The 13081-nt window shown below is 61.7% G+C and carries 12 protein-coding genes; 1 reads left to right on the top strand and 11 read right to left on the bottom strand.

Annotation, left to right across the window (positions count from 1 at the left end; genetic code table 11):
- Positions 1-36 precede the first annotated feature (36 nt).
- The 8 genes from ACQ4MS_RS12115 to ACQ4MS_RS12080 all read right to left on the bottom strand — a co-directional run bounded on the left by ACQ4MS_RS12115 (position 37) and on the right by ACQ4MS_RS12080 (position 8156).
- A complete protein-coding gene (locus tag ACQ4MS_RS12115; RefSeq protein ID WP_431094778.1) occupies positions 37-477 on the bottom strand; it encodes a response regulator in 441 nt (146 codons plus the stop codon).
- 148 nt (positions 478-625) lie between these two features.
- A complete protein-coding gene (locus ACQ4MS_RS12110) occupies positions 626-1651 on the bottom strand; it encodes a M48 family metallopeptidase (RefSeq protein WP_431094776.1) in 1026 nt (341 codons plus the stop codon).
- A 36-nt stretch (positions 1652-1687) separates the two neighbouring features.
- Positions 1688-2467 (bottom strand): lysophospholipid acyltransferase family protein, encoded by a 780-nt coding sequence (locus ACQ4MS_RS12105; protein ID WP_431094774.1) that lies wholly within the window; start codon positions 2465-2467, stop codon positions 1688-1690.
- Between the two features lie 117 nt (positions 2468-2584).
- Positions 2585-3157: a D-glycero-beta-D-manno-heptose 1,7-bisphosphate 7-phosphatase gene (gene gmhB / locus ACQ4MS_RS12100; protein WP_431094772.1), complete on the bottom strand. Its 573-nt coding sequence runs from the start codon at positions 3155-3157 to the stop codon at positions 2585-2587.
- Positions 3158-3263: 106 nt separating this feature from the next.
- Positions 3264-5372, bottom strand: coding sequence for a glycine--tRNA ligase subunit beta (glyS, locus tag ACQ4MS_RS12095; protein WP_431094770.1), 2109 nt, complete (start codon positions 5370-5372; stop codon positions 3264-3266).
- A complete protein-coding gene (locus ACQ4MS_RS12090) occupies positions 5369-5902 on the bottom strand; it encodes a metal-dependent hydrolase (RefSeq protein ID WP_431094769.1) in 534 nt (177 codons plus the stop codon). Before ACQ4MS_RS12090 ends, glyS begins: the two co-directional genes overlap by 4 nt.
- 32 nt (positions 5903-5934) lie before the next feature.
- Positions 5935-6855 (bottom strand): glycine--tRNA ligase subunit alpha, encoded by a 921-nt coding sequence (gene glyQ, locus ACQ4MS_RS12085; RefSeq protein WP_431094767.1) that lies wholly within the window; start codon positions 6853-6855, stop codon positions 5935-5937.
- Positions 6856-7103: 248 nt separating this feature from the next.
- Positions 7104-8156: an asparaginase gene (locus tag ACQ4MS_RS12080; RefSeq protein ID WP_431094765.1), complete on the bottom strand. Its 1053-nt coding sequence runs from the start codon at positions 8154-8156 to the stop codon at positions 7104-7106.
- Positions 8157-8413: 257 nt separating this feature from the next.
- On the opposite strand from ACQ4MS_RS12080, the gene ACQ4MS_RS12075 reads away from it, so the two are divergent.
- Positions 8414-9322: a LysR family transcriptional regulator gene (locus ACQ4MS_RS12075; protein ID WP_431094763.1), complete on the top strand. Its 909-nt coding sequence runs from the start codon at positions 8414-8416 to the stop codon at positions 9320-9322.
- Positions 9323-9450: 128 nt separating this feature from the next.
- Here ACQ4MS_RS12075 and lnt read toward each other — a convergent pair whose 3' ends face one another.
- The 3 genes from lnt to ACQ4MS_RS12060 all read right to left on the bottom strand — a co-directional run bounded on the left by lnt (position 9451) and on the right by ACQ4MS_RS12060 (position 12989).
- Entirely contained in the window at positions 9451-11058 is a 1608-nt protein-coding gene (lnt, locus tag ACQ4MS_RS12070) for an apolipoprotein N-acyltransferase (protein ID WP_431094761.1), read from the bottom strand.
- Between the two features lie 56 nt (positions 11059-11114).
- Positions 11115-11897, bottom strand: a complete 783-nt coding sequence (locus tag ACQ4MS_RS12065; protein ID WP_431099584.1) for an HlyC/CorC family transporter — start codon at positions 11895-11897, stop codon at positions 11115-11117.
- A gap of 354 nt (positions 11898-12251) precedes the next feature.
- Positions 12252-12989 (bottom strand): GNAT family N-acetyltransferase, encoded by a 738-nt coding sequence (locus ACQ4MS_RS12060; protein ID WP_431094759.1) that lies wholly within the window; start codon positions 12987-12989, stop codon positions 12252-12254.
- Between the last annotated feature and the right edge of the window lie 92 nt (positions 12990-13081).

Raw genomic sequence — 13081 nt, 5'->3', positions numbered from 1 at the left:
CCTGGTGATTCTGGGCCACCGGTGCGTCACGGGATGTCAACCAGCCGCGATGGATTCATTGACGCCCAGCCAGTACGCCTGTAGCCGGTTGAGCTTTTCGGTCAGCCCGCCAAAGTCGACGGGCTTGCGAACAAACCCGTTGGCCCCGCTCTGATAACACGCCACGATGTCGGAACGTTCACTGGAAGACGTCAGCATGACGACCGGTACCAGCGCAGTCAGTGAATTGGCCCGCACGCTGCGCAGCACATCCAGGCCGGATAGTTTGGGCAGCTTCATGTCTAGCAGGATGAACGCCGGCTGCTTTTGCGTATCGCGCCCGGCATGGGCACCCTGGCCAAAAAGAAAGTCCAGTGCCTGGACCCCGTCCCGGGCGACGGCAATATCGGCGGTGACGCCCTGTTCTTCGAGCGTGAGTACGGTCAGCTCCAGGTGATCCGGATTGTCTTCAACTACAAGTATGAGTTTGTCGTTCATGTGGACTTCAGGTACACGGAGTCAATCCCTGTCTTTTCTTGGCTTTTTGGCGTTTTCTCATATTACCAAGTAAAAAATCGCCGCAATACTGTGATTTGTACCCTTTGACGGACCGCAAAAATGGGGTCCCGGGCACCGCAGTGCGGGTTTACCAGCGGGGAATCGCTTCGTCCTTGAGCTGGCCGCGCAGCTCGGCGTAGTCGGGCACCACCGCGCGCACGGTGTCCCAGAACCGCGGGCTGTGGTCCATGACGCGCAAGTGGCTCAGTTCATGAACCACCACATAGTCGATCACCGACTGCTTGAAGTGGATCAACCGCCAGTTCAGCCGGATGGAACCATCGGCGCTGGCGCTGCCCCAGCGGGTTCCGGCGCTGGAAAGGCTGAGCTTGCGCCACTGCACCCCCAAGTGGGGCGCGAAATGGTTCAACCGCTCGGTAAAGATACGCTTGGCCTGGCGCATCAACCAGGCCTGCACGGCATCGCGGATCTGCTCGGGCGTGGCATGGTGGGGCAGGCCCACATGCAGCGTCAGCTGCGCCACCCCGGGGAGGGTGCCATTGGCCGCGTCGTCATTGCCCTGCAGCAGCACTTCGGCGGTGCTGGTTCTGGTTTTGAGTTCTGCGCCGACACCGCCAAAGGCGTGCCGCGGGTCGATCACGACAATGACCTGCTCGCCCAGGAAAGGCAGCGTGGTGCCGTCCTTCCAGTCAATGCGTGCGGACTCCAGCCGCTGGTGGCGCGCTCGGGTTTCCTGCAGCTTGGCCAGGATCCAGCTGGATTTCTCCAGCACGGCCTTATCAATTTCATACAGCGGCACCCATTTGGGCGCACTGACCGTGAGGCCGTCGGCGCCGGCGGAAAAGCCGATGGTCTTGCGTTTGCTGCGGCGAAATTCATAGGCCACCAAAATGCCGTCGAGGACGGTCTCACGCGCGGCACGCGGGTGGCGAAAGGTGGCCGGCGCCAGGGCCTGCTGCAGAGTTTGAGCGGGAAGCCGGGGACCGACAAATTCAGATTCCGCTATGTTTTCGATAGCTGGTTGCGCAGACTTTACTGGGGCTACAGGCCTTTTTGGCTTGTTTTTTCTGGTTTTTGGGCCACTGGCGGCGCCAGCCGGCGCCGGCGCGGAATCAAACAGATCGAGCGTGAACTGAAGAAGCCGTTGCATCATGGCAGTTTAGCTGGACGGTATGGGCCGGTTGGCCGCTCAGGTATTGGGCGCGACGGGCGTGGCGGGCACGGCGGCCACTTCGCCGGCATAAGCCTCGGGGTCCAGCCGGCGCATTTCGGCTTCGATCCAGTTCTCGACCTCGCGCATGAGTTCGTCAGGCTGTCGGCCGGTGCTGTCGATGGGCTTGCCGATGGAGATGTCGACGATACCGGGTGTCTTGATGAAGGCCTTGCGCGGCCAGCATTTGGCCGAGGTCACCGCAATCGGGATCACTGGTGCACCGGTTTCGATGGCCAGACGCGTACCGCCTGATTTATAAACGCCCTTCTGGCCTCGCGGAATGCGGGTGCCTTCAGGGAACATGATGACCCAGGTGCCCTGCGCCATCAGGCGCTTGCCCTGTACAACGACCTTGTTGAAAGCCTGCGACCGCTGGCTGCGGTCGATGTGGATCATGTCCATGCGCGCCATCGCCCAGCCGAAAAACGGTACGTAGAGCAGTTCTTTTTTGAAAACGTAGGCCAGCGGATGGGGCATCAACGTGGGCATGCACAGGGTTTCCCAGGTGCTTTGATGCTTGAGCAGCAGCACGGCGGCACTGGTCTGGCCTGTGGGCAGGTTCTCCATGCCGGTGACCCGGTTTTTGATGCCCAGGATAAAGGTGCCGCCGCTGACCGCCACGCGCAGCCACGCCGCGCACATCCAGTACATGGTGTTGCTGCTGACGAACAGGGAGGCAATGACCACGAAAGTAGCCCAGGGGACAACCGTGATGGACATCCACAGCAGGTGAAGGATTGATCGGATCAGGCGCATATCAGAATTTTCGGTGTCGGGCAGGTTGTGGAGCAGGGATGCAGCGATTTTCAGAGTACTTTAATGCTCATCGCCTTGTATAACGGGCGCAAGTAGCTATCATTTACATAGCAACTTCTACACCGCCACTTGCAGGGGCTGGGCGCTGCGTTCCAGGATGTAGTCGGCAAACGCCGATAAATCCGCATGCAGCCGGGTGCCTTCCGGCAAGCCTTCAGGCTGGCCACCGCTGCGGTAGCGCGCCGACTTGCCCGTCAGCACCAGGTGCGGCTCACAGCCGGCAGCCGCGCCGGCCTGCAGGTCACGCAGCGAGTCCCCCGCCGTAGGCACGCCCTTGAGCGGCACACCAAAGCGCTCGCCGATCTGCTCAAAGAGACCCGGCAGCGGCTTACGGCAGGTGCAGCTTTCTTCGGGGCTGTGCGGGCAATAAAACACCGCATCGATACGCCCGCCGGCAGCTGCGAGCATCTTGTGCATCTTGGCGTGCATGGCATTGAGCGAAGCCACGTCAAACAAGCCCCGGCCCAGGCCCGACTGGTTGGACGCGATCACCACGTGCCAGCCCGCATGGTTGAGCCGCGCAATCGCCTCCAGCGCCCCCGGCAACGGCAGCCACTCGTCCGGCGTCTTGACGAAATCGTCGCTGTCGCTGTTGATGGTGCCGTCGCGGTCGAGGATGACAAGTTTCATGGTGTCTTACCTTACCAAAAAGAGCGACCGGCCGCCGGACCGCCCCAAGGCCGGCCAGCCTCCCTCGGGGGGCTGCGGCGACACGAAGTGCGGAGCGTGGGGCTCATCACGCCGCCAGCTTTGAAAGGTCAGCTACACGGTTCATGGCTTGATGCAAGGTAGCGAGCAGTCCCAGGCGGTTGGCGCGCAGCGCCAGATCCTCGGCATTGACCATCACGCCGTCGAAGAACGCGTCGACGGGCGCCTTGAGGGCCGCCAGCGCCTGCAGCGAGGCAGCGTAATCGCCGGAAGCAAAAGCGGCTTCGGCTTTGGGTCCCACGGCCTTCAGTGCGTCAGCGAGTGATTTTTCGGCCGCTTCCTGCAGAAGCTCAGGTTTCACGGCCGCGTCAACCGTGCCTTCGGCCTTCTTCAGGATGTTGCCGACACGCTTGTTGGCCGCTGCCAGAGCGGGCGCTTCGGGCAAGGCAGCAAAAGCGCGCACGGCTGCCAACCGCTTGGCCACATCGCCCAGGCGTTGGGGCTTGAGCGCCAGCACGGCATCGACCTCTTGCGCGCTGTAGCCCTGCTCGCGCAGGGAGCCCGCGAGGCGGTCGTAGATGAAGTCCGACAAAGGAGTCGTAACATCTGAAACCAACCCAAGAAATGCGGGTATGGAGCCTTCAATCAAAGCCGTTAGCTCTATCGGAAGGTCCTTTTCCACCAACATCCGAATTACGCCTAAGGCGTGACGACGCAACGCGAATGGGTCTTTGTCGCCGGTCGGTAAATTTCCGATGCCGAACATGCCAACCAAAGTTTCAAGTTTGTCAGCGAGTGCCACCACGACGCCGACTTGATTGCGAGGCAGTTCGTCACCCGCAAAACGTGGCTTGTAGTGGTCTTCAATGGCATCGGCCACGTCGGGACTGAGGCCATCATTGAGCGCGTAGTAGCGACCCATCGTGCCTTGCAGCTCAGGAAACTCGCCAACCATGTCAGTGACCAAATCGGTCTTAGCCAACTCTGCTGCAAGCCGAACATTAGTCGCTATCTGAGGGTTAAGTCGTGTTGCAATGACCTCGGCAATCTCACGCACACGAGCCATTCGATCCAACTGCGATCCAAGCTTATTGTGGTAAACAATCTTGCCCAGGCCTTCAACGCGCGAAGCCAGTGTTTTCTTGCGGTCCTGGTCGAAGAAGAACTTGGCATCCGCCAGGCGCGGGCGCACCACGCGCTCATTGCCGCCGACCACCGCGCTCGCATCGCTGGGGCTGATGTTGCTGACGACCAGGAACTTGTTGGTGAGCTTGCCCGAGGCATCGAGCAGCGGAAAGTATTTCTGGTTGGCCTTCATTGTGAGGATCAGGCATTCTTGCGGCACGCCGAGGAACTCTTTTTCAAACTCACAGACCAGCACGTTGGGTCGCTCGACCAGCGCGGTCACTTCATCAAGCAAAGCATCATCGTCAATCGCCTTGACGCCGCCGCCGACCTTGGCTGCGGCCGCAGCCAGTTGTTTGACGATCTCCGCCTTGCGCGCGGCAAAGCTGGCGATCACTGCGCCATCTTTTTGCAGCGTAGCGGCGTAGCTGTCAGCGTCTTTCAGCACCACCGGGTCGATGGCCGCTTCAAAGCGATGGCCGTGGGTGGCGTTGCCGGCTTTCAGGCCCAGTGCCTCGATGGCCACCACGTCACTGCCGTGCAGCGCGACCAGGCCGTGGGCGGGACGCACAAACTTCACATCGCTCCAGCCGTCGGCCAGCTGGTAAGTCATGACCTTGGGAATCGGCAGTTTGGCAATTGCTTCGAGCACGGCTTTCTGCAAGCCCTCGGCCAGCGTCGCGCCCTTGACGGTGCTGTCGTAGAACAGCGCCTCGGCCTTGCCATCGGGCGCGCGCTTGAGGCCGGCCACGGCCGATGCGTCGGCGCCCAAGGCCTGCAGCTTTTTGAGCAAGGCGGGCGTGGCATTGCCCGACGCGTCCAGCCCCACCGCCACCGGCATCAGTTTTTGCGATACAGCCTTGTCGGCGGCGTGCGTGGTGACCGCCGTGACATGCGCGGCCAGGCGGCGTGGCGAGGCAAATGCGGTGAGCACTGACTCAGCGGCGGTCAAGCCCTGGGCTTTGAGCTGCTCGAATAGCACGTCGGCAAAGGCATCGCCGAGTTTTTTCAGCGCCTTGGGTGGCAGCTCTTCGACAAACAGTTCTACGAGAAGGTTTTGGGAAGCGTTCATGGGTTTTTTCGGGAATGTCGGAGCGCAAAAATTGCCAGGGCCGCGGTCATCAGGGGGAACCAGATGGTTGTGGCCTCGTTGAGCAGCACGTCGGCACCGCGTTGCGTGAAAAATCGGGAAAAGGAGACCGGTGAGACCTCAACGGGCCGCCAGGGGCTGAAAAATCGCAGGTCTGAGAATGGCCAGTAGAGCGGGATGGCTACACCGCCGTTGGTCAGGGTGTCCAGCAAAGGATGCGAAAACACACAAAGTGCGATCCACGCATAGCCCTGCCACGGCGGCAGCTTCCAGTGCCGCGCCAGCCACCAGCCAACGAGGCCCATAACGAGCGCAAAGCCCAGGGTATGGGTAAAGCCGCGATGCCCCCAGATGCCGCCGTAATGGATGCCGAGCTTGAATGCAATGCCGTCAAAGTCTGGAAGGATGGCCGCCACCATGCCCGCCAGCACCATGGAGGGCGGTATCCGCTTGCTGCCTAGTGCCACCGCGGCGGCAATGGGGACGGCAATATGGGAAAAGATGGTGGGCATCGGAGGACGGCTGCAAAGTGAGGGGTGAAACCTCAGGCGGCCTTCTTGGGCATCTGGTCAACCCACTCGCGCGGCGCCATCGGGAAGCCCAGGCGCTCGCGGCTTTCGTAATAGCTTTGGGCTACAGCGCGGGCCAGATTGCGGATGCGGCCGATGTAGGCGGCGCGTTCGGTCACGCTGATGGCGCCGCGGGCGTCCAGCAGGTTGAAGCTGTGCGCCGCTTTCAGCACTTGCTCGTAAGCCGGCAGGGCCAGTTGTACTTCAATCAGGTGCTTGGCCTGCTTTTCATGCGCGGTGAAAGCGGTGAATAAAAAGTCGGCGTCGCTGTGCTCGAAGTTGTAAGTGGACTGCTCGACTTCGTTTTGTTTGTAAACGTCGCCGTAGCTGAGTTTTGAGCCATCGGGGCCTTCGGTCCAGGTCAGGTTGTAGACGTTGTCCACGCCTTGCAGGTACATGGCCAGGCGCTCCAGGCCGTAGGTGATTTCGCCGGTGGCGGGTTTGCAGTCGATGCCGCCGACTTGCTGGAAGTAGGTGAACTGTGTGACTTCCATGCCATTGAGCCAGACCTCCCAGCCCAGGCCCCAGGCGCCCAGCGTGGGGTTTTCCCAATCGTCCTCAACGAAGCGGATGTCGTTCTTCTTGAGGTCAAAGCCCAGTGCTTCGAGCGAACCGAGGTAAAGCTCCAGGATGTTGGCGGGCGCGGGTTTGAGCACCACCTGGTACTGGTAATAGTGCTGCAACCGGTTGGGGTTCTCGCCGTAGCGGCCGTCCTTGGGGCGGCGGCTGGGCTGCACGTAGGCGGCTTTCCAGGGCTCGGGGCCCAAGGCGCGCAGGAAGGTGGCGGTGTGCGAGGTGCCGGCGCCGACTTCCATGTCGTAAGGCTGAAGCAGCGCGCAGCCTTGGTCAGCCCAGTAGGACTGCAGCTTCAAGATGATTTGCTGGAAAGTGAGCATAGGAATGGGTTCAAGACAAAAGCGCGGCGCCCGTTTGGGCGCCGGAGAGGCAGGGCCGCACCGGACGGCTCTGCGAAACCGTTCATTTTACGCGGCGGCGGCGCGCGGGCGCCGGGGCTGCCGGGGTCGGCATGCGAAGGCAACCCAGCACAAAAAAGGGCGATGCCGGTTGCGGCATCGCCCTTTTGATTGGGTTTCCGTTTTTTCTGCGCCGGAATGGCGCAAGCGTCCGGAAGACCCGGACTGGCTCAGTACTGCCAGAAGACGCGCTGCAGTTCCTTGCTGCTCAGGTTTTTGGTCAGCGCCACAGCGGCCAGGATACGGGCCTTTTGGGGGTTCAGGTCATGCGCGACCACCCAGTCGTACTTGTCGTCGGGCTGCTCGGCATTACGCAGCACAAAGCCTTCAGGCACACGCGAAGAGCGCACGACCTGGATGCCCTTGGCGCGGACTTCCTGCAGCGCAGGCACCACGCGGTCAGCCACCGAGCCATTGCCGGTGCCGGCATGGATCAAGGCCTTGATGGCGGTTTTGCCGACGGCATCCACCGTGGCACGCGGCACGTTGCCGTAACCGTAGACGATGTCCACAGGCGCGAGAGCCTCGAACTCGTCGATATTGAACTCGGACTGCGCGGTGTGGCGCTTTACAGGCGCACGGAACCAGTAATTGTTGCCTTCAACCACCATGCCCAGCGGGCCCCACTGGCTCTTGAAAGCTTCGGTTTTGATGTTGATGGTCTTGGCGACGTCGCGCCCGCTCTGCAGCTCATCGTTCATGGTGACCAGCACACCCTTGCCGGCTGCGTCCTTGCTGGCGGCCACGCTCACGGCGTTAAAGAGGTTCAGCGCGCCGTCGGCCGACAGGGCCGTGCCGGGACGCATGGAGCCGACGACCACGATGGGTTTGCCGGTGCGGATCACGAGGTTCAGGAAGTAGGCGGTTTCTTCCAGCGTGTCGGTGCCGTGGGTGACGACGATGCCATCCACGTCGGACTGTTTGACCAGCGCCGAGATGCGCTTGCCCAGCTTCATGAGGTTGTCGTTGGTGAAACTTTCGGAAGCAATTTGCGAGACCTGTTCGCCCTTCACGTTAGCCACATTGGCCAGCTCGGGCAGACCGGCCAGCAGCTTGTCGACCGGCACCTTGGCGGCGGCGTACGTCGCGCTGTTCAGGGCCGAAGCGCCGGCACCGGCGATGGTGCCGCCGGTGGCCAGGATCACGACGTTGGGTTTGGCGGTTTGGGCCAGCGCGGGCACGCCGAGCGCAGTGAAGGCCACCAGGCCAAGGGTCGCACCCATGTGACGAAATGTTGAAGTTAATTGCATGCATGTCTCCAAGAAAATGGAATTTGTTCGGTTTTTGGCACGGCAGGTAACTATCCGCAGATTTTTTGCCCGCGCGTACCACGATTCCCCGGCCCTTCGACCAAAGGTGGCCCATCGTAGCGACGCCAGCAGAGCTCGGCGATGCATAATGTAACGAGGGGTGTGAATAAAACTCACACCTCGACATAGCCCATGCATCACCGGTGATCGGCAACGGGATCCACAGCGACATGAACCTCAGGCAACTCGAAGTCTTCCAGGCGGTGATGCAGACCGGCAACATGAGTGCCGCCGCACGGCTGATCTGCATCACACCGTCCGCGGTCAGCAAGACGATTGCCCACACAGAATTGCAGCTGGGCTACAAGCTCTTCACCCGCGGCAAGGGGGCACTGGCTCCCACCCCCGAGGCGCGCGTGCTGTTTGAAGAGTCCACGCTGATCCACCAGAAGCTGGACGGGCTCAAACGCATCGCCGTCAACCTGCGACAGTCGGCCGGCGGCCAGGTGCGGCTTGCAGCCATTCCATCTGTCAGCCACGAGTTTTTGCCGCTGGTGCTGGAAAAGCACATGGCGCGCTACCCGCGCGTGCGCGTGGAGGTCCGAACCTTGCACCAGGACCAGATGGTGCAAGCGCTGCTGACGCGCAGCGTGGACTTTGCCCTCGGCTTTTATGAACACCCTCACCCGCTGCTGACCAGCGCCACGCTGGTCAGCGGCCCGCTCTACCTGGCCGTCACACGCGACATCTGGCAGCGGGCCGTGAAGGCAAGGCGCCAGAACCCGATGTCGTTCCTGGCCAGCATGCCCTTGATCCGTCTGGTGGGTGAGGACCCGATGTGCCAGTCAATTGACGAGCTCGCCCGCCACCTGGGCCTGAGCGCACCCGCTGGCCTGCAGGTACAGACCTCAAGGCTGGCGCTGGAACTTGTCAAACGCGGAATGGGCTGGACGGTGGTGGACTTCCTCACAGCCAGCAACCTGGACCTCCAATCATTGACCGCGGTGCCGCTGCATGATTTTGCCCAGGCGCCGCTCCAGATGTATTTTGCAACCAGCACCCCGCCAGGGCAGGATGCGCAGCGCATGCTGGAAATGCTGCCGGAGTTGCTCCACAACGTGATGGCATCAACGCACTGAGCACGACGCTCTCCGCGTCACCCCTCAGCCAGTGGGGGCCGCGGAACTGGCTTTGCCAGGCTGCAGGCGCCGTCCCCTGCAAGGGGAAAAGGGGCTACACGCAGTGAGCTCCGATAGGGGTGTGCCAGCTACCTTCGACGGAACACCAGCGCCAATACGCCCACGCCCAGCCCCAGCGCCCACAGCGGCCACAGGCCGTAGCGGGACACCCACTGGGCGTAGGGCGTGATGCCATTGCGGCCCTGCACCTCGCCGATGAGCACGCCGCGCGTGTGTCGCTCCAGCGAATGCGTGACCTTGCCCTGATGGTCGATGATGACCGTGGCGCCAGTGTTGGTGGCACGAATCATCGGACGGCTGAACTCCAGCGCACGCATGCGGGAGATCTGCAGATGCTGGTCGATCGCCACCGTATTGCCAAACCATGCAATGTTGCTGACATTGACAAAGATGGTCGGGGCAAGCGCCGGGTCGGTAAAGCGCGCACCGAGCTCCTCGCCGAAAAGATCTTCGTAGCAAATGTTGGGCGCCAGCCGCTGGCCTTTCCACTCGAACGAAGCCTGGCCGACTGCGCCGCGATTGAAGTCGCCCAGCGGGATCTGCATCATGTCGATAAACCACCTGAATCCCGCCGGGATGAACTCGCCGAAAGGCACCAGGTGATGTTTATCGAATCGGTAAGGCTCCGGTTGCCCGGGTTTGAAGCCGGCTACCGAGTTGGCATATCCGGCCTGGGAACTGCCCAGCGGCAGGCCGATCAGCGCAGCCTGGTTGCCGGCAGTAAAACGCGCCTGCAATGCCTGCCAATACCCTGCGGGCAATTGCTGGGGCAGCATGGGGATGGCGGTTTCAGGGGCCACCACCAAGGGCGCTTTTGCATCGCGCAGCTGCTCGCCGTACCAGCGCAAGGCAGTGGCCACGCCTGTACCCGGCTGGAATTTTTCATTCTGGGGAATGTTGCCCTGCAACAGCGCGACGCCCAGCGGTTCGGCCGGGTGGGTGGTGGTGTCGTCAGGCCAGCCGCCCTGCACCGGGAGGTAGCTCACCACCACACTGACGGCCGCAATGCCGACAACGTTCACCCACTGCACATGGGATGCGCGCAGGGTCATCGCCAGCCAGGCGGCAACCAGCGCGGCCAGGAAAGTCAGCCCGTGCACGCCTACCCACGCGGCCAGCGGCCTGGCCCAGCCGTCGACGTGGGCATAGCCGCCCTCTCCCCAGGGAAAGCCGGTAAAGAATTCGACCCGGGCCAGCTCTGCCAGCAACCAGAAGGCTGCAAACACCGCGGCGCGTGGGAGCCTGCGCCTGGGCGCAAGCTTCACGAAGAACGCGCTGGCCGCTGCGTAGTAAAGCCCCAGAAAGACGGCGAGCAGGAGGACGGCCAAAACGGTCAGCGGCGCAGCCAGCCCGCCGTAGTAGTGCATGGAGATGAAAAGCCACCAGAAGGTGCTGCACAGCATCGCCGTGCCGAAGAGCCCGCCCATCCAGGCGGCGCGTTTCCATGAACGGCAGCTGTCAAGTTGCGCCGCAAACAGGAAAAGCGACAGCAGCTGCAGCCACCACAGGGGCCGGCCCTGTGCAAAGCCGAAGTCAAAAGGCCACGCCATGCTTGCCGCATGGGCGCAACCAGCTATCAAAATAATAGCGATCTGGAACGGAGAAATGCCCTTGCGCGGCGGCGGGTTGCGTGCGTGCTCAAGCAGCGCCGGCAAGGTCGGGAGATGGGACATCATGCTTTGAATCGAATCCCGTCCCATAGTCAGCCCGCCCTTTTTTCTTGAATTCGTTATCAGACGCCGGCGTTAACCGGCGATACCTTGAACCAGCGTACGGCCCCACCTTTGGTGTGCAGCACCGTGAACTGCAGGCCTGCCAGCGCGAAATGCTCGCCGCGCTTGGGAACATGCCCCATCTCATGTGCGACCAGCCCGCCGATGGTATCGAAGTCGGTCTCGGGCAGCGTCACGCCGAAAGCCTCGTTGACGCGCTCGATGGAGGTGTCGCCGCTGACGCGGTAAGTATGGTCGCTCAGGCCGAAGATGTCGCCTTCGTCTTCGGCAATGTCGAACTCGTCCTCGATCTCGCCGACGATCTGCTCGAGCACGTCTTCAATCGTGATGAGGCCGGCCACCCGGCCGAATTCGTCAATGACGATGGCAAGGTGGTTGCGGTTGCCGCGGAATTCGCGCAGCAGGTCGTTAAGCCCTTTGCTCTCCGGCACGAAGACAGCGGGCCGGAGCAGGGCCTTGATGTTGAGTTCAGGCGCGCGCTGCAGCTTGAGCAGATCCTTGGCCATCAGGATGCCGAGGATGTTTTCCTTTTCGCCTTCATAAACGGGAAAACGCGAGTGGGCGGTGTCGATCACAAGGTGCAGCAGCTCGTCAAACGGTGCGTCGATGTTGATCACATCCATGCGCGGCGCGGCCACCATCACATCGCCGGCCGTCATGTCGGCCATGCGGATCACGCCCTCGAGCATTTCGCGGCTCTGGGCGCCAATGACGTCATTATCCTGGGCCTCCACCAGGGTCTCGATCAACTCGTCTTTCGAGTCGGGACCGGGGTGGAGCATTTCAGCGAGCTTTTGCAAAAAGCCGCGTTTGTCTTCTGGCCTGGAAGACCGACTAGGGGGAACGTCGGACACGTGATGGCGGTCGGTAGTTGTGAAGGGGGTAAGGATAGCTGAAATCCTTGACCGTGCGGTGCGTGTGTGCCGCCTTTCATTCGCGGAAACAGCGCGCGTTTTGCAGGGACTGTGTTGGCCGGCACCCTGCCGGATTGTTGCCGGGCGATTCAGTTTCTAGGAAGATTTGAGCTTTTCGGCCAATAAATACAGGCGCAAGCAGCTACTGAATTGATAGCGGTCTGTGTTCATCGCTGCGTCCAATGATCCGGACTTCATCGATTCGGGGCGAATCAGGGCCGATCACATCGGCATCCGGTCCCGCCCATCGCGAACGCCCTGGCGTACCTCCTGCACCAGCGCCAGCATGTCCCAGAACTGCTTGGCCTGGACCTTAAGGCGGTAGTCGGTCTGGGCGATCTGCTCCTCGACCATTTCGGTCATGCGCGAATCCAGGTCGGCCGGTGGCAGCTTGAGGTATGCCTCGCTTTCAGAGCCGTCGCGTTCGATGATGGCGCCGGCCTTGCGCGCGATGTTGAGCATGGCGGTGTTTTCACTCAGCGCGTGGATGAACATCATGTCGACGCCGTTGTTGCGGGCATGCATGACCGCACGGTCAAACAGGCGCGCCCCATAACCGCGGCCCCGAGCCTGCGCCAGCACGGAAACGCCGAACTCGGCGCAGCTCCTGAGATTGGGGTCGGTCGTGTGCGCCAGGTGCGCCATGGCAATCAGTTGCAACTTGCGGTTGTAAATGCCGAAGATTTCATCGCGCTCGAAGTTGAGCCCGTCCACATAACGGCGGATCTGCTCGTCGCTGGCTGAATACCCAAACCGCAGATAGCGGTCGTGCTCGTTCAGCGCCAGCAGATGGGTGGCAATGCGCTCCCCGTGGCTGGGGCCGAGAGATCGGATGGGAACCATGACGGGCTGGACATGAGGCGCTGCAGGCGCCTTGAGGGCGTGCTCTTCCGCAGGCGGGCGAAAGAACTCTTTGCTCGCGTTATAGGATGCTCTTAAAAGGGTGCTGGGTGTAACCATGATCTCAATATAAGGGTTTTCCCTAGAATCGCCAGTCTAGGGGCTTCTCGCACACCATCAATAGGGAGGCAGGCCCAAAACCTCACCCTGTT

Origin of the sequence: Polaromonas aquatica (genome assembly GCF_050626995.1) — a bacterium.
GTDB classification, from domain to species: domain Bacteria; phylum Pseudomonadota; class Gammaproteobacteria; order Burkholderiales; family Burkholderiaceae_C; genus Polaromonas; species Polaromonas aquatica_A.
This window is presented reverse-complemented; position numbering and strand designations above follow the sequence as displayed.